Origin of the sequence: Alexandriicola marinus (genome assembly GCF_004000435.1) — a bacterium.
Classification (GTDB): domain Bacteria; phylum Pseudomonadota; class Alphaproteobacteria; order Rhodobacterales; family Rhodobacteraceae; genus Alexandriicola; species Alexandriicola marinus.
Genome location: NZ_RBVZ01000004.1, coordinates 67980 through 83654, shown reverse-complemented (window position 1 = coordinate 83654; position 15675 = coordinate 67980). Strand labels below are relative to the sequence as shown.

General features: G+C 67.1%; 14 protein-coding genes. 4 read left to right on the top strand and 10 right to left on the bottom strand.

Features of this window, described 5'->3' with window-relative positions; all coding sequences use genetic code 11:
• Nucleotides 1-177 precede the first annotated feature (177 nt).
• Nucleotides 178-657, top strand: coding sequence for a CoA-binding protein (locus tag EP376_RS14505; protein ID WP_127656332.1), 480 nt, complete (start codon nucleotides 178-180; stop codon nucleotides 655-657).
• Here the strand turns inward: EP376_RS14505 and EP376_RS14500 are convergent.
• Genes EP376_RS14500 through hisA form a run of 3 tightly spaced genes read right to left on the bottom strand, consistent with a single transcriptional unit; the run spans nucleotide 654 to nucleotide 2508 of the window.
• Complete coding sequence (locus tag EP376_RS14500; protein WP_127656331.1) at nucleotides 654-965, bottom strand: phosphoribosyl-ATP diphosphatase; 312 nt, start codon at nucleotides 963-965, stop codon at nucleotides 654-656. The genes EP376_RS14505 and EP376_RS14500 overlap by 4 nt on opposite strands.
• The gene (gene hisF / locus EP376_RS14495) at nucleotides 962-1723 is read right to left on the bottom strand and encodes an imidazole glycerol phosphate synthase subunit HisF (RefSeq protein ID WP_127656330.1); all 762 of its coding nucleotides are present in this window, start codon (nucleotides 1721-1723) and stop codon (nucleotides 962-964) included. Before hisF ends, EP376_RS14500 begins: the two co-directional genes overlap by 4 nt.
• 56 nt (nucleotides 1724-1779) lie before the next feature.
• Nucleotides 1780-2508, bottom strand: a complete 729-nt coding sequence (gene hisA, locus EP376_RS14490) for a 1-(5-phosphoribosyl)-5-[(5-phosphoribosylamino)methylideneamino]imidazole-4-carboxamide isomerase (RefSeq protein WP_127656329.1) — start codon at nucleotides 2506-2508, stop codon at nucleotides 1780-1782.
• A gap of 126 nt (nucleotides 2509-2634) precedes the next feature.
• Between hisA and EP376_RS14485 the strand changes: the two genes are divergently transcribed.
• Entirely contained in the window at nucleotides 2635-3030 is a 396-nt protein-coding gene (locus EP376_RS14485; RefSeq protein ID WP_127656328.1) for a DUF2147 domain-containing protein, read from the top strand.
• A gap of 9 nt (nucleotides 3031-3039) precedes the next feature.
• Here EP376_RS14485 and hisH read toward each other — a convergent pair whose 3' ends face one another.
• The 7 genes from hisH to EP376_RS14450 form a co-directional block, all read right to left on the bottom strand.
• Nucleotides 3040-3681 (bottom strand): imidazole glycerol phosphate synthase subunit HisH, encoded by a 642-nt coding sequence (gene hisH, locus EP376_RS14480; protein WP_127656327.1) that lies wholly within the window; start codon nucleotides 3679-3681, stop codon nucleotides 3040-3042.
• Nucleotides 3678-4265, bottom strand: a complete 588-nt coding sequence (gene hisB, locus EP376_RS14475) for an imidazoleglycerol-phosphate dehydratase HisB (RefSeq protein ID WP_127656326.1) — start codon at nucleotides 4263-4265, stop codon at nucleotides 3678-3680. The genes hisH and hisB overlap by 4 nt, the downstream gene beginning before the upstream one ends.
• Nucleotides 4266-4371: 106 nt before the next feature.
• Entirely contained in the window at nucleotides 4372-5121 is a 750-nt protein-coding gene (locus EP376_RS14470) for a metallophosphoesterase (protein ID WP_127656325.1), read from the bottom strand.
• Between the two features lie 211 nt (nucleotides 5122-5332).
• The gene (locus tag EP376_RS14465; protein ID WP_127656324.1) at nucleotides 5333-8650 is read right to left on the bottom strand and encodes an error-prone DNA polymerase; all 3318 of its coding nucleotides are present in this window, start codon (nucleotides 8648-8650) and stop codon (nucleotides 5333-5335) included.
• A gap of 39 nt (nucleotides 8651-8689) precedes the next feature.
• Nucleotides 8690-10567 carry a DinB/UmuC family translesion DNA polymerase gene (locus tag EP376_RS14460; protein ID WP_127656323.1) on the bottom strand — a complete coding sequence of 626 codons (1878 nt, stop codon included), beginning with the start codon at nucleotides 10565-10567 and terminating at the stop codon, nucleotides 8690-8692.
• Between the two features lie 18 nt (nucleotides 10568-10585).
• The gene (locus tag EP376_RS14455) at nucleotides 10586-11260 is read right to left on the bottom strand and encodes an ImuA family protein (RefSeq protein ID WP_338068405.1); all 675 of its coding nucleotides are present in this window, start codon (nucleotides 11258-11260) and stop codon (nucleotides 10586-10588) included.
• Between the two features lie 214 nt (nucleotides 11261-11474).
• A complete protein-coding gene (locus EP376_RS14450) occupies nucleotides 11475-12716 on the bottom strand; it encodes an ROK family protein (protein ID WP_127656462.1) in 1242 nt (413 codons plus the stop codon).
• A 172-nt stretch (nucleotides 12717-12888) separates the two neighbouring features.
• Here EP376_RS14450 and xylB point away from each other — a divergent pair, with 172 nt between their 5' ends.
• Both xylB and xylA read left to right on the top strand, forming a co-directional pair.
• Complete coding sequence (gene xylB / locus EP376_RS14445) at nucleotides 12889-14328, top strand: xylulokinase (protein WP_127656322.1); 1440 nt, start codon at nucleotides 12889-12891, stop codon at nucleotides 14326-14328.
• A 13-nt stretch (nucleotides 14329-14341) separates the two neighbouring features.
• Entirely contained in the window at nucleotides 14342-15646 is a 1305-nt protein-coding gene (gene xylA, locus EP376_RS14440; RefSeq protein WP_127656321.1) for a xylose isomerase, read from the top strand.
• Nucleotides 15647-15675 lie beyond the last annotated feature (29 nt).

The window sequence follows — 15675 nt, the reverse complement described above, 5'->3', positions numbered from 1 at the left end:
GGATCTTTCACCGCGGCAGGGGCGTTCCTATGTAAATGTCAAGAATGGGCCCCAGGAACAGGTCCATTCGGTTTCACTGTCCCTCGTTCCGCACCTGTGCGCCCGGAGGTCCTCCCTTCGGGCGCTTTTTCGTCTGCGGGACTTTTCGGCGGGCCGAAACTCGGGCACATCTGTGGGATGAAACCTTCCGATGCTATCCTGCGCGCCGTCTTTGACCGGACCCGGACGATCGCCCTTGTCGGGGCCTCGCCCGATCCGCTGCGCGCCTCATATTTCGTGGGCCGTTACCTGACGCAGCGCGGATACCGGGTGATCGGCGTCAATCCCAAGGCGGCGGGTCAGGTGCTGTTCGGGGAAACGGTTCGCGCCTCGCTCTCCGAGATCGAGGCCGAGATCGACATGGTCGACATCTTTCGCCGGTCCGAGGCGGTGCCGCCTATCGTGGAAGAGGCGCTGTCGCTCTGGCCCGGGCTGGGAACCGTCTGGATGCAGATCGGCGTGCGCAACGCCGAGGCCGCCGACATGGCGCGCGCGCGTGACGTGACGGTGATCGAGGATCTGTGCCCGAAACAGGAATACCAGCGCCTTGCCGGCGAATTGCGGATGGGCGGCTTTGCCACCGGTCGGATATCGTCGAAACTGCCGGGCCGGTTCTAGCCGCCCTTGCGAGCGGCCTTTTCGGCGAGGCCCGAGGTGCCGTCGCGCCGGGTCAGTTCGGCCTCGATATCACCGAGCGTCACGCCGCGGGCCGCGCACATGACCAGAAGGTGATAGATCGCATCCGCCGCTTCGGAGGTCAGGCGTTCGGGGTCGTTCTTCACGGCCTCGATGATCGCCTCGACCGCCTCTTCGCCGAATTTCTCGGCGGCCTTTTCCGGATTCGCGAGGAGCTTGGCCGTCCAGCTTTCGGACGGGTCGGCATCCGCACGCGCGGCGATGGTGCGGGCAAGGGCCGCGATGCTCATGTCAGCCTCATGGGAATGCCGGCCGCGGCCATATGGGCCTTGGCCTCGGCGATGGTGTAGGTGCCGAAATGGAAGATCGAGGCGGCCAGAACCGCGCTCGCCCCGCCTTCGGTCACGCCCTCGACGAGGTGATCGAGCGTGCCGACACCGCCGCTTGCGATGACGGGGATGTCGACGGCATCCGCGATCGCGCGGGTGAGGGGGATGTTGAAGCCCGCCTTGGTGCCGTCCCGATCCATCGAGGTCAGAAGGATCTCGCCCGCGCCCTTGGCCGCCGCGGTGATCGCGAATTCGACCGCGTCGACCCCCGTCGGTCTGCGCCCGCCATGGGTGAAGATCTCCCACCGGCCGGGCTCGACCGTCTTGGCGTCGATCGCGCAGACGATGCATTGCGAGCCGAACCGCAACGCGGCCTCGGTCAGGACATCGGGGTTGGCGACGGCGGCGGAATTGAAGCTGACCTTGTCAGCACCGGCCAACAGCAGCGCGCGCACGTCCTCATGCGTCCGGACCCCGCCGCCCACGGTGAACGGCATGAAGACCGTCTCTGCCGTGCGGGTCACCAGATCGAACATGGTGCCGCGGTTTTCATGGGTCGCGTGAATGTCGAGAAAGCATAGCTCATCCGCGCCCGCCGCATCATAGGCGCGCGCCGCGTCCACCGGATCGCCCGCATCCACCAGATCGACGAAATTTACGCCTTTCACCACGCGGCCGTCGGCCACGTCGAGACAGGGGATGATGCGCGATTTCAACATGGGATTTCCCTAGACCGTTGTGTCCCCCCGGGCAAGCGCGCGCCGAGGGGCTGCGATCACGCGGCCGGTTCGCGCAGCAGCGCCAGTGCCGCGCCCAGATCGAGCGCGCCGTCATAAAGCGCGCGGCCCGAGATGGCGCCCGAGATCACGCCCGTTGCCTTGAGCCGTGTCAGATCGTCGATGCACGACACGCCGCCCGACGCGATCACCGGGATCGAAACCGCACGCGCCAGCGCCTCGGTCGCGGCGACGTTGGGCCCGCCCATCGCGCCATCGCGGTCGATGTCTGTATAGATGATCGCGGCCACGCCCGCGTCTTCGTAGCTGCGCGCAAGGTCGGTGGCATTGACGTTCGTCTCTTCAGCCCAGCCGCGTGTGGCCACCTTGCCGCCGCGCGCGTCGATTCCCACGGCGATGCGGCCGGGGTGGGCCGTTGCCGCCTCGCGCACCAGATCGGGGTTCTCGACCGCAACGGTGCCGAGGATCACCCGGGCGATGCCCTTGTCGATCCACATGTCGATGGTGGCCATGTCGCGGATGCCGCCGCCCAGCTGCGTGGGGATCGAGGTGGCCGCAAGGATTGCCTCGACAGCCGCGCCGTTGACCGGGCTGCCCGCGAAGGCGCCGTTCAGATCGACGAGGTGGAGCCAGTCGCAGCCTGCCTCCTGAAACTTGCGGGCCTGCTCGCCGGGGGCATCGCTGAACACGGTGGCCTTGTCCATGTCGCCGCGCAGAAGCCGGACGGCCTGACCGTCCTTGAGGTCGATGGCGGGGTAAAGGATCATCTGTCTGTCCCTGTGCGTTGGTCGCGGGCCTTATGGCCCCGCGCGCATGCGGATGCAACGCGACCCGGCGTCATTCTTGCCAAGTGGCCCGCTACGGATAAGGCTGCGGCCAAAGAGGAGGACTCCATGACACCAAAAGCAATCGCAGCCGCCCTCGCGGTTCTTGTCCTGTCGGCCGGGGCCGCGCTCGCCGATCCGCTGGAAGGCACCTGGCGGACGGCGCCGGACGACAATGGAAATACCGGCCTGATCGAGGTGGCGCCTTGCGGCACCGCGCTGTGCGGTACGCTGGTCGCGGCGTTCGACGGGGGCGGTGCACAGGTCTCGTCGCCCAATGTCGGCCGTCTGATCATATCCGAAACGCAGGCGCAGGGTGGCGGTGAATACCGCGGCAAGGTCTGGTCGCCCGACCGGGACCAGACCTACAATTCACGTCTGAGGTTGCAGGGCGACACGCTGTCGGTGTCGGGGTGTGTCCTGGGCATCTGCCGCGACGGCGGCACCTGGCAGCGCGCCCAATAGACAGTCGCGTCAGGGCGCCCAGGTCAGGAAGTTCGCGATCAGCCGCAGGCCCGTCGCCTGGCTTTTCTCGGGGTGGAACTGGGTGCCCACGATATTGTCGCGCCCGACGATCGCGGTGATGTTGCCGGCATAATCGACATGGGCCAGCAGCTCTTCGGGTTTCGCAACCCGCATGGCCCAGCCATGCACGAAATAGGCGTGATCGCCCGTGGCAATTCCGTCGAGCACCGGGTGGGGCGCGTCGATCACCAGATCGTTCCAGCCCATATGCGGCACCTTAAGCGCGTCATCTGCCGGTTCGATCCGCGTGATCTCGCCCTCGATCCAGCCGAAACCGTCAGTCAGTTCGTATTCGTGGCCGCGCGTGGCCAGCATCTGCATGCCGACACAGATGCCGAGGAAGGGCCGGCCCTTGACCTCGACGGCCTCGCGCATCGCATCCGCCAGACCGGGCACCGCGTCGAGCGCGCGTTTGCAGGCAGGAAAGGCGCCATCGCCGGGCAGGACGATCCGGTCGGCGCGGGCCACCACGTCGGGGTCCGATGTGACGATGACATCGCCGCCGCCCACCTCGCGCGACATCCTCTCGAACGCCTTCTGCGCCGAGTGCAGGTTGCCGCTGTCGTAATCCAGAACCGCCGTCAGGCTCATAGGCTGCCCTTGGTCGATGGAATCGCGTCGGCCTTGCGGGGATCGGTCTCGATGGCCATGCGCAGCGCGCGGGCCACGGCCTTGAACGCGGCCTCGGCGATATGGTGGCTGTTGATGCCATGACGCTGATCTATGTGCAGCGTGATGGCACCATGGGTCGACAGTGCCTGAAAGAATTCGCGCACCAGTTCCGTATCGAAGGTGCCGATCTTGGCGGTGGGCATGTCCAGCGTGCAGATCAGGTAGGGCCGCCCCGACAGATCGAGCGCGCAGGCCACCTGCGCGTCATCCATCGGCAGGACGCATTCGCCATAGCGGCGGATGCCGGTCTTGTCGCCAAGCGCCTGCGCCAGGGCCTGGCCCAGCGCGATGCCCACATCCTCGACGCTGTGATGGTCGTCGATATGCAGATCGCCCTTGCAGCGCACGGTCATGTCGATCAGCGAATGCCGTGACAGCTGGTCGAGCATGTGGTCGAAGAAACCGATGCCGGTGCTGTTGTCATAGGTGCCGGTTCCGTCGAGATCGATCTCGACGGAGATGTCGGTTTCGGCGGTCTGTCTCGTGATCTGTGCGCGTCGCATGTGGAGCGTCCTCGGGCGATGGTCGGTCTTGCTATAGGCGCTTGGCGGTGACGCGCCAAGACCCGGCGGCAACGGGCCTGCGATTGGGGCCGGAAATCAACACCTTCTAGGTATCCGCGGGTGGGCGGAGCGCGACGCGGCCTTCCGGGGTCAGGATGAAGATGCGATCATCCTCGAAGATGGCCGCCGTCAGCGGCCCGCCATAGGCCGCCCCGGTGTCGAGGTTGACCCGGTTGCCATAATGCATCGGTTCGTCCACGGGCGTGTGGCCATGCACGACCAGCACCCCCAGATCGCGTTTGTGACCGTGAAAATCGCGCCGGATCCACATCAGGTCGGTGGGATCCTGCTCCCCGATCGGGATGCCGGGGCGGATCCCCGCGTGAACGAAGAGGATACCGGGGATCTGATGCGTCAGGGGCAGGCCCTCGATGAAGGCGCGGTGGCTGTCGGGGACACGATCCTGCGCCTCGGACCAGATCTCGGCCGGATCACGTTCGGGCGTGACCTCGATCCCGTAGCTCGCCAGCGTCGTGTCGCCGCCGAGGCGGGGATCTAGCCAGCTCAGATCCGCCCGCAGCCCCGGATCCTTTGACACGGGGTCGCGAAGGAACAGCTCGAACATGTAATCGTGGTTGCCCTTGATCGTGATCCACGGCTTGCCGTTCATCGTGCCGGCCACGAGGTATTCCAGCACTTCGGCGCTTTCGGGGCCGCGATCGATCAGGTCGCCCAGATGGATCACCGGGGCGGACATGTCGCCCGTTTCGGCGCGATCGGCGGCGATCAGGGCATGGGCCTGCACCAGCAGATCAAGATGGCCGTGAATGTCGCCGATGGCATAGGCGCGGGTCATGAAAAAGCGTCCGATATCAGAAAGGAAACAGGGGTCTCGCGTCCCTTAACGCAATCTCGGGGGGAGGTCACGCGATCGGATGGGCCGGTGTCTCGTCTGTGCCCCGGTTGCGGCATTTCGGGGTCGGCGTGTCCTGCGATGCCGTCGTGAGCCGTGGATCGGGGCTTGCGGCCGGACGGGGCGGTCATGCCCAAGACCGGGTTTCTGGTGTCTAGTGGAAATCCCGGCTCTTGGGGATGATCGCGGCGTCTCTGGGGTGGCGCGAGGTCGGCGCGGCAAGCCGGCCCTGAACGGGACGGTTGACCTCGTCGGCATGGGCGATGGCGGGTTTCAACCCGTCGGGTGACAACCGCAACAGCGCGTCGGACCGATCCTCAAGATGGGTGGCGACAAGGTGGATGATCTCCACGTCGCGCTGGATATAGCCATGCACCGCCAGAAGCCGCGATTGCATGACGACCTTGCGATACTGCTCCATCACCTTGGGCCAGACGACAAGGTTGGCGACGCCCGTCTCGTCCTCGAGCGTGATGAAACAGACGCCGTTCGCGCTGCCGGGGCGCTGCCGGATCAGGACAAGGCCCGCAAGCCGGACCTTCTGCCTGTCGCGGCTGTCGTGCAGGCTGCGCGCGGTGGCATAGCCGGATTTCGTCAGGCTCTTGCGCAGAAAGGCCATGGGATGCGCCTTCAGGCTGAGCCTGAGCGTCTGGTAATCGGCCACCACCTGTTCGCAGACGGGCATGGCGGGCAGGGCGACGGGCCGTTCGGCCCCCTCGTCGCGGGTCTCACGGAAAAGCGGCAGGTCGGGCGCGTCGCGCAGGCCCTTGGCCTCCCACAGGGCCTGCCTGCGGTCGATGAACATCGAGCGCATGGCATCGGCCTCGGCCAGCCTGCGGATATGGGCGGCGCTGATGCCCGCGCGGGCCTTGAGATCGGCCAGATCGCGATAGGGCGCCTCACGCGCGGCCATGATCCGGGCCGCCACATCCTCGCGCAGGCCGGTGACCTGTCGGAAGCCCAGCCGGACGGCGAATGCGCCCGCGCCCACCGGTTCAAGCGTATTGTCCCAATCCGAGAAGTTCACATCCGGCGGCCGCACCGTCACCCCGTGTTCGCGGGCATCGCGCACGATCTGCGCGGGCGCGTAGAACCCCATCGGCTGCGAGTTGAGAAGTGCCGCGCAAAACACTGCAGGATAATGACATTTCAGCCAGCTGGAGACATAGACCAGATGCGCGAAACTGGCCGCGTGGCTTTCGGGAAAGCCGTATTCGCCAAAGCCCTTGATCTGGTTGAAACAGCGCCGCGCGAAATCCTCGTCATAGCCGCGCGCCACCATCCGGCCCACCATCTTTTCCTCCAGAAGCCCGATCGTGCCCTTGGACCGGAAGGTGGCCATGGCCTTGCGCAGCTCATTGGCCTCGGCGGGGCTGAATTCCGCGGCCTCGATCGCGATCTTCATCGCCTGTTCCTGAAAGATCGGCACACCCAGCGTCCGGCCGAGGATGTTCTTCAGCTCGGCCGGATCATGGGGCGCGCCGGGCGCGGGATAGTCCACCGCTTCCTCGCCGTTGCGGCGGCGCAGATAGGGGTGGACCATATCGCCCTGGATCGGGCCCGGGCGCACGATGGCGACCTCGATCACGAGGTCGTAGAATTCCCGCGGGCGCAGGCGCGGCAGCATGTTCATCTGTGCGCGGCTTTCCACCTGGAACACGCCCACGCTGTCGCCCCGGCACAGCATCTCGTAGACGCGGGGGTCTTCGCGCGGGGTGGTGGCGAGGGTGAACTCCTCCCCGTAATGCGCTGAAATCATGTCGAATGCCTTGCGGATGCACGTCAGCATTCCAAGCGCGAGGATATCCACCTTCAGGATCCCCAGTGCGTCGATATCGTCCTTGTCCCATTCGATGAAGGACCGGTCCGGCATCGCGCCATTGCCGATGGGCACCGTCTCGGTCAGGGGGCGTTCTGTCAGGATGAAGCCGCCCACATGCTGGCTCAGGTGGCGCGGCATCCCGATCAGCTGCCGGGCCAGGATGATCGTGCGCCGCAAGACCGGGTCCGACAGGTCGAGCCCGGCCTCGGCCACGTGGCCTTCGGCTACATCCTTGCCCCACGACCCCCAGATCGTCTTGGCCAGCGCGCCCGTCACATCCTCCGACAGGCCCATCACCTTGCCGACCTCGCGGATGGCCGAGCGGGGTCGGTAATGGATCACCGTGGCGCAGAGCCCCGCGCGATCGCGGCCATATTTGTCATAGATGTGCTGGATCACCTCTTCGCGGCGCTCGTGTTCGAAATCGACGTCGATATCGGGCGGTTCCTTCCGCTCTTCCGAGATGAAGCGTTCGAACAGCAGCTGGTGCTGCGCCGGATCGACGGCGGTGATCCCCAGAACATAGCAGACCGCCGAATTTGCGGCCGAGCCGCGACCCTGGCAAAGAATAGGCTTTTCAAGGTCTTCGCGGGCGAACTTGATGATGTCGTGGATCGTCAGGAAATAACGCGCGATATCGAGCTTGGCGATCATCGCCAGCTCCTTGCGCAGGACGGCGCGCGTCTCATCGGGCACGCCGTCCGGATAGCGTTCGGCCGCGCCCCGCCATGTCAGCTCTTCCAGCCAGTCCTGCGGTGACATGTCCTCGGGGATCACCTCGCGGGGGTACTCATAGGCCAGTTCCGACAGGTCGAACGTGATCCGGTCGGCGATCTCGCGGCTGGCACGGATCGCATGCGGCCATTCGGAGAACAGGCGCATCATCTCGGCCGGGCCCTTGAGATGGCGCTCGGCATTCTGTTCGAGCCGGAAGCCCGCCTCGGTCAGGGTGCATTTCTCGCGGATGCAGGTCATCACGTCCTGCAGGGGGCGCCGCTCTGGCACATGATAGAGCACGTCGTTGGTGGCCAGGATCGACAGTCCGTGCCGCTTTGCCAGCCGGTCGAGCGCGGTGATCCGCGCCCGGTCATCGCCGCGATAGAGGTAGGAGGCCGCGATATGGCCCATCTCCGGCAGGTGCCGGACCAGCCGTGGCAGCGCCTCGCCAAAGGCCGTGATGTCATCGCCCGGCACCGCGATCAGGATCAGGCCATGGGCCTCGCGGGCGAGGTCATCCAGCGCCAGGTCGCAGATACCCTTCTGCTGCCACGCGCCCCCGGCATCCTGCATCTTGCCCTTCGACAAAAGCCGCGACAGCCGGCCATAGGCCTCGCGATCGGTGGGATAGGCCAGGAATTCTTCCCCTGTCAGAAGGCCGATCCGGCATCCGGTAAGCGGCCGGACCTGCGCCTTGTGCGCCTCGACATGAAGCCGCACCACGCCCGCGAGCGTGTTCAGATCGGCGATCCCCAGGGCGTCATAGCCCAGCTGCCAGGCCTGCCGGACCAGATCGACCGCGTCCGAGGCCCCGCGCAGGAAGGAAAAGCACGAGGCGAGCCCCAGTTCGACAAAGGGCGCGCGGGCGTTGCGGGTAAAGACCCCGTCCTCCGGCAGGGTCCGGCGCGGATGCTGATGGTCATTCTCGGGCATGGCGGGTCATACCTCCTTGTCGCGGGTCATCCGGCGCCCTCATCCGAATATCCCGTGAATGAACCAATCCGGGCTGCCGCCGCGCCCATCGCCCAGGATGCCCTCGCGGTAGATCCAGAACCGCGCGCCCTGATGATCCTCGATCCGGTAATAATCCCTCAGCCGGGTGCCGGGCCTGTCGGCCCACCATTCCGGGGCGATCCGCTCGGGGCCGGCATAGCGGGTGACGCGGTGGGTCTGGCGACGCCAGATGAATTGCGCGGGCGGCCCGTCGGGGACGGCATGAACAACGGTCACCTGTTCGGGCGGTTCCAGCAGTCGCAGGGGGCGCGGGCGGGGTGCGGGTTCGGGCCGGCGGGGCAGACCCGCCATGGCGGGCGCCCAGGCCTCGCGCCGCTCGGGGATGTGGCTTTCGCGCATGGCGGGCCGGCGCAGCGCCTGCGCCCCGAACCGCGCCGAAAGCCTGTCGATCAGCCGGCCCGTATCGGGCCCGGCCTCGGGCCCGCCGTCCAGCCGGGCCTGCGCGGTGGTCATCTTTTCGGCCTGCGATGCGGCCAGCGTGATCAGGTCGAAGCCGAAGCCCGGGTCGATCCGGTCGAGCTTGCCCTCGAACAGGCGCGCCAGATGGGCGGGGTCGCGGCTGGGTTGCGAGGTGGCGGCCGCGGCCTCGCTGACCTCGCCGTCGCTGCGGTAGATGGTCAGCGTGATGCGCCGCGCACCAAAACCCGCCGCGGCCAGCCCCTCGCACAATTCGGCGCAGAGGCCGGGGATCAGGGGGACCGGGTCCATCACCGTCTCGGACAGCTGGGATTGCACGGCAAAGCGGGGCGGGTCGTCGGGCGAGGCCACGGGTTCCGCCAGCCGTCCCATCATCTGGTCGAGCCGGAGAAGCGGGTTTTCCGGCAGCGCCGCGCGCGAAAAGCGCCGCGCCAGCGACAGGCGCGGCACGGCGGCCAGATCGCCCACGGTCTTGAGCCCCAGCCGTTGCAGCAAAAGCCGCGTCTCGCCCGTCAGGCGGAGGGCGGCCACGGGCAGGGGGGCCATGCGCGCGGCCAGTTCGTCCGCCGCGCAGCATTCGCGCACCCCGCCCAGCCGCGCCAGCGCCCAGGCCGCGCCGCGGGTGGGCGCGATGGCCAGCTGCGCCGAGATGCCGAGCGCGGAGAGCCGCGCCTCGATATCGCGCAGCATCGCCGCCTCGCCGCCCCAGAGGTGATCCGAGCCGGTCGTGTCCATCACGACGCCTGCGCCGTGCATCGACAGCCCGTCCACCACCGTCCAGGGGCACCAGCGCCGGCACCAGCGCATCAACCGCTCGAGGGCCGCAGCATCGCCACCGGGATCGGCGTAATCGAGCCGCAGTTCGGGCACCAGCGCGCGCATGTCGACCACGCGGGCCCCCAGTTCGATGCCGGCAAGCCGGGCGGCCCGGTTGAGCGCGTGGATCACCGGCCCGTGCGGGCCTTCCATGGCGAGGGCGTGGGGGATGTCCTGCGGCAATTCGGCATTGGTGCGGGCGGCATGCCGCTGCCAGCGCTCAATGGCGAAATCGGGCATGTGCAGCGACAGGAACCGCCGGGCAAGCGGATCGCGGTCCCCGGGCGGGGCAACTGCGCCTGCGGCGACACCCGCCCGCCCGGGCCTTGCCGCGCCCATGTCGGAGGGCGCGTCCGGCCCGGCGCGCCAGCGCGGCCGGGGCGGGCCGACGGGGGTGAAATCGGTGTCGTCGGTTTCGGTCCTGTTCGGGCGGGGCAAATCGCCGCCATCGCGCGGGGCCGGCGCCGTTATCGCGGCCTCGGCCTCGCGCAGTGCGGCGATGGCCCGGGCCAGATCGGCGGGGGCCGTGCGATCCGGTTCGGTCTGGTGTCTTGCGGGCCGGGGCAGGGTGGCGAGGACCGGCAGCTTGTCCTCGCGGCTCATGAGCCGTGGCCCCCGTGCCTATCCGGCGGCCTGCCGCCCGGTTTCGTCAATCGTCGCGGGGCGCGCCACCCCATGGTCAAAGACGATCTCGCCCGTGCCCGCGTCATGGCGCACCACCCAGTCGCCGGGCGTCCGCCAGCGCGCGCGGAACAGCTCCGCCCGCCATTGCGGCCGCCCCGGCGCGCGGGGATCGTCCGGATCGGTCAGCGAGGGCAGGGAGGAGAGCCGCCAGCGTTCGCGTGCCGCACTCAGATCGGCCTCCGCCCCGCGCCGGATCAGCCAGGCCGGCACGCCATGCGCCTCGGCCCTGAGCGCGAGACGTTTGCTGGCGGTGAAGTCGAGCGCCGGGGGATTGCCCCATATCTCGCCCACCACGGCCGAAAGTGCCGCGCAGCCCAGCCCCTGTTCCATGGCCCAGAGCACATCGACCGCGCGCGACACGACAAGGCAGAGCATCTCGGGCGGGCGGGCAAAGCCCGCAAGGTAGGGCCGGCCGGTTTCGCGGATCGACTGCCGGTCCTGTATCCACAGGACGGGGCCGCGCGCCGCGCGCGTCACGTGAGCCGCAACGAAGGCGGGCGCCGCCCCGTCTGTCGCCCGGACGGGAAACACCTCCGACAGGGTCGGGGCGGCATCGGCCTGTTGCGCGGTGCAGCGCGTGGGGTGGGGCAGACGGTTTTGCAGACACGTCACGGCGACTCGCATCTCTGTTTGTTCTTCTTTTGTTCTAGTTTGGGATTGCCGCTCCGTCAAACGGCTTGTCGTGGTGTGGCGTCCTGTATGGAGGGCAGCGTCTGCGGCACGCAATTTCCGAAGAATGTTCGAAAAGTGAAAGTATGGATCAAAAAATTGCACAATCAGGCATTCAAAAGCAGAAAAAGTGTGACTGAATCCGTCGCGGGAGACCTCAGGCGCGTTCCAGAACCTGTTCCGTTACCGCGGAAAGCGCCAGCGCCGCGCCGCCGCGGGCCCAGGTGAAATCGCCGCGCGGGCGAATCTCGACCCGGGCGCCCGGATGCCGGCCCGAGGGCGACAAAGCGGCCACATCGGCGAGGATCGCCTCGGGATCGGCATGGTCGCGGGTCATCCGGTCGCTCGAGACGATGATCAGCTCGGGATCGAAGATCTGGATCACGTTCGACAGCCCGATGGCCAGATAGCGCCCCGCGCGCCGAAAGATCGACTGCGCGGCCTCGTCCCCCGCGCGGGCCGCGGCGCCAAGCGCGTCGAGCATGGCGTTGGGGCTGTGTTCGGCGCGGATCGAATGGCCAAGCGCCGTCGCTGCCTCCCGCGCCAGCGCGTAATCGGCCAGATAGGCCTCGAGACAGCCCCGGCACCCGCAGCGGCACAAGGCCCCGTCAAGCTGAACCTTGGTGTGGCCCAGCTCGAGCCCGGTGCCACGCGCCCCGCGATAGAGGGCATTGTCGATCACAACACCCATGCCGACGCCGTTCTCGATCGTGACGACGGCGAAATCGTCCAGTTCACGCCCGGCGCCGAACCACAATTCGGACAGCGTCAGGAGGTTGGCGTCGTTATCGACGAAAACCGGCCGGCCGAGCCTGTTTCGCGCCGCGGCGCGCAGGTCGAAGTCACGCCCGTCGAGGATCGGAGACCAGAGCACCGTGCCCGCGTGATGATCGACCAGTCCCGTGATGCCGATGCCGATCCCCGCCACCTGATCAAGCGGCAGCGCCACCTGAGACAGGAGCGCCGCGACCAGCGCCTCCAGTTCCGACAGGATCCGGGCGGGCGGTTTGCGCAGGTTCGAGGTGGGGTGGGCGATCTCGGCGAGGATCGTGCCCGCGAAATCGGCGAGAATGGCGGTATGGGTCTCGTCCGAGAGTTTCAGCCCGATGACGAAGCCTGCACGCCCCGTCACTGCAAGACCCACGGGCGGGCGGCCGCGTGCGGCGTCGCGCGGGGGCGCGGTTGCCCCCTCTTCGAGAAAGCCGTCATTGATCAGATCTGCTGTCACCGCCGTGACCGAGGCGGCGCTGATCCCCAGCGCCCGCGCGATCTCGGCCCGAGGCAGGCAGCCAAGACTGCGCACGGCCTCGAAGACCTGAAGCCGAAGCGGCCGGCTGTCGGAGGCTTTCCTGAGCCTTGGGCCGCAGCCTGCCGGCTCGGCCGGCCCGGTTTCGGTCATATCGTTCACTTGTGAAACTATTCCTTCAGGGTCGACGCAGGATCGGACGCTATTGCGCCGGCTTCCAAGAGGAGAATGCCACGATTTGCCGATTGCGGCCATTATTTTCTTTGACGGCTGAATTAAATTGGGGCAAGCATGAGACCGGGGAGCAAAGAGGGAGGACAGCGCCATGTTCATCGGATTGGATCTGGGCACATCCGGGCTCAAGGCCGTCGTGATCGACGAGGCCCAGAACGTGCTGGCCGAGGCGACCGCCTCCCTGACCGTCAGCCGGCCCCATGACGGCTGGTCCGAACAGGATCCCGCCCACTGGATCGCCGCGACCCGCAGCGTTATGGCCGAACTGGGTGCCCGCGTCGATCTGTCTGCCGTTCGGGGCATCGGCCTGTCGGGCCAGATGCACGGGGCGACCGCGCTGGATGCCGAGGGCGAGGTTCTGCGGCCCTGTATCCTGTGGAATGACACCCGCGCCTATCGCGAGGCGGCTGAACTCGATGCCGATCCGCGGTTTCGCGCGCTGACCGGGAATATCGTCTTTCCGGGCTTTACCGCGCCCAAGCTCGTCTGGATGAAAAACAACGAGCCCGCGCTTTTCGCCCGCGTGGCGAAGGTTCTTCTGCCCAAGGATTATCTACGCCTATTCCTGACGGGCGAGGCTGTGGCCGAGATGTCGGATGCCGCCGGGACGAGCTGGCTCGACGTGGGCCGCCGTGACTGGTCCGACGATCTTCTGGCGGCGACAGGGCTCAGCCGTGATGCCATGCCCCGGCTTGTCGAAGGCTCCGAGGTGTCGGCCACTCTGCGCGACGATCTGGCGCGGGACTGGGGTCTTCCGGCGGGTGTCGTCGTCGCGGGCGGTGGCGGTGACAACGCGGCAAGCGCCGTGGGCGTCGGTGTCGTCAAACCGGGCGAGGCCTTCGTGTCACTGGGAACCTCCGGCGTGCTTTTTGCCGCCAGCGCGGCATATCAGCCCGATCCGGCAAGCGCGGTGCACACCTTCTGTCATGCGCTGCCGGGGACGTGGCACCAGATGGGGGTGATCCTTGCGGCCACCGACGCGCTCAACTGGTATGCCGCGCTGACGGGCGAGGATGCGGCGGTGCTGACGGGCGATCTGGGAGCTCTGCAGGCACCGGAGCGGACGCTGTTCCTGCCCTATCTGGGCGGCGAGCGCACGCCACATAACGATGCGCAGATCCGGGGGGCGTTCCTCCATCTCGACCACGGCTCCGACAGGGCGGCGCTGACGCGCACCGTTCTCGAAGGGGTCACCCATGCCTTCCGCGACAGTTTCGACGCGCTCACCGGAACCGGGACCCAGATCGAACGGCTGATCGCCGTGGGCGGCGGGTCGCGGTCGGATTACTGGCTCAAGGCCATTGCCACATCGCTCGACATGCCCGTCGAGCGGCCCGTCGCGGGCGATTTCGGCGGCGCCTTCGGGGCGGCCCGGCTTGGCCTGATGGCCGCGACCGGCGCCGGGGCCGAAATCGCCACACCGCCCAGGATCGAAGAGGTGATCGAACCGGACCGGACGCTTACCGATGCCTTTGCAGAGGCCCATTCCCGATACCGCGCCAGCTTTGCCGCGCTGCGCAATCTGACCTGAGGAGACCAGACCGATGACCGACTTTTTCAAGGGCATTCCCAAGATCGCCTACGAGGGCGGGGACAGCCGCTCTGACTATGCCTTCCGCCATTACAACCCCGACGAGGTCGTCATGGGCAAGCGGATGGAAGATCACCTGCGGTTTTCCGTGGCCTATTGGCATTCCTTCGCATGGCCGGGCGGTGACCCGTTCGGCGGCCAGACCTTCGAGCGGCCCTGGTTCGGCGAGACAATGGAACTGGCCAAGCTCAAGGCCGACGTCGCCTTCGAGATGTTCGAGATCCTCGGCGTGCCGTTCTTCTGTTTCCACGACGCCGACGTGCGCCCCGAGGGCCGCGACTTCGCCGAGAACACCGACCGCCTGAAGGAAATGACGGATTACTTCGCGGGCAAGATGGAGCAAACCGGGGTCAAGCTGCTTTGGGGCACAGCGAACCTGTTCTCGCATCGCCGGTTCATGGCCGGTGCGGCCACGAACCCGGACCCGGATGTGTTCGCCTTCTCGGGCGCCACGATCAAGACCTGCATGGATGCGACCAAGGCGCTGGGCGGCCAGAACTACGTCCTGTGGGGCGGGCGCGAAGGCTATGAGACGCTGCTGAACACCGATCTGAAACGCGAACGTCAGCAGGCGGGCCGGATGCTTCAGATGGTGGTCGATTACAAGCACAAGATCGGCTTTGAGGGCGCGATCCTTGTCGAGCCCAAGCCGCAGGAGCCCGCCAAGCATCAATACGATTACGACGTTGCCACCGTTTACGGCTTCCTCAAGGAATTCGGGCTCGAGGGCGAGGTGAAGATGAACATCGAGCAGGGCCACGCGATCCTTGCCGGTCATTCCTTCGAGCACGAGCTGGCGATGGCGGCGAGCCTCGGCATCCTCGGCTCCATCGACATGAACCGCAACGATTACCAGTCGGGCTGGGATACGGACCAGTTCCCCAATTCCACGCTCGAGGCGGCGCTGGCCTATTACGAGGTGCTCAAGTCCGGGGGCTTCACCACGGGCGGGACGAACTTCGATGCCAAGCTGCGGCGTCAGTCGCTCGATCCCGAAGACCTGATCCTCGCCCATGTGGGCGGGATGGATGTCTGTGCCGCAGGGCTCAAGGCGGCGGCTGCGATGCTCGAGGATGGTGGCCTCGAGGAGGCCCGCGCCGAGCGCTATGCCGGATGGGAGACCGATGCGGCCAAGGCCTATCTGACAAGCGCCACGCTCGAGGATCTGGAGACGGCTGTCCGCTCCGGGCCGATCACCCCCGAGCCGCGGTCGGGTCGGCAGGAGCGGCTGGAAAACTACGTCAACCGCTTCGTCTGAGGTGGGGCGCCCTCGATCCGCAGGATATA

What these genes read in the sequence shown, in the direction of transcription:
- EP376_RS14485 (WP_127656328.1), top strand. Translation starts at nt 2,635, where the DNA reads ATGACACCAAAAGCAATCGCAGCCGCCCTCGCGGTTCTTGTCCTGTCG.
- EP376_RS14450 (WP_127656462.1), bottom strand. Translation starts at nt 12,716, where the DNA reads ATGACCGAAACCGGGCCGGCCGAGCCGGCAGGCTGCGGCCCAAGGCTC.
- EP376_RS14505 (WP_127656332.1), top strand. Translation starts at nt 178, where the DNA reads ATGAAACCTTCCGATGCTATCCTGCGCGCCGTCTTTGACCGGACCCGG.
- xylA (WP_127656321.1), top strand. Translation starts at nt 14,342, where the DNA reads ATGACCGACTTTTTCAAGGGCATTCCCAAGATCGCCTACGAGGGCGGG.
- hisB (WP_127656326.1), bottom strand. Translation starts at nt 4,265, where the DNA reads ATGCGACGCGCACAGATCACGAGACAGACCGCCGAAACCGACATCTCC.
- hisA (WP_127656329.1), bottom strand. Translation starts at nt 2,508, where the DNA reads ATGATCCTTTACCCCGCCATCGACCTCAAGGACGGTCAGGCCGTCCGG.
- hisF (WP_127656330.1), bottom strand. Translation starts at nt 1,723, where the DNA reads ATGTTGAAATCGCGCATCATCCCCTGTCTCGACGTGGCCGACGGCCGC.
- EP376_RS14500 (WP_127656331.1), bottom strand. Translation starts at nt 965, where the DNA reads ATGAGCATCGCGGCCCTTGCCCGCACCATCGCCGCGCGTGCGGATGCC.
- EP376_RS14460 (WP_127656323.1), bottom strand. Translation starts at nt 10,567, where the DNA reads ATGAGCCGCGAGGACAAGCTGCCGGTCCTCGCCACCCTGCCCCGGCCC.
- EP376_RS14470 (WP_127656325.1), bottom strand. Translation starts at nt 5,121, where the DNA reads ATGACCCGCGCCTATGCCATCGGCGACATTCACGGCCATCTTGATCTG.
- hisH (WP_127656327.1), bottom strand. Translation starts at nt 3,681, where the DNA reads ATGAGCCTGACGGCGGTTCTGGATTACGACAGCGGCAACCTGCACTCG.
- xylB (WP_127656322.1), top strand. Translation starts at nt 12,889, where the DNA reads ATGTTCATCGGATTGGATCTGGGCACATCCGGGCTCAAGGCCGTCGTG.
- EP376_RS14465 (WP_127656324.1), bottom strand. Translation starts at nt 8,650, where the DNA reads ATGCCCGAGAATGACCATCAGCATCCGCGCCGGACCCTGCCGGAGGAC.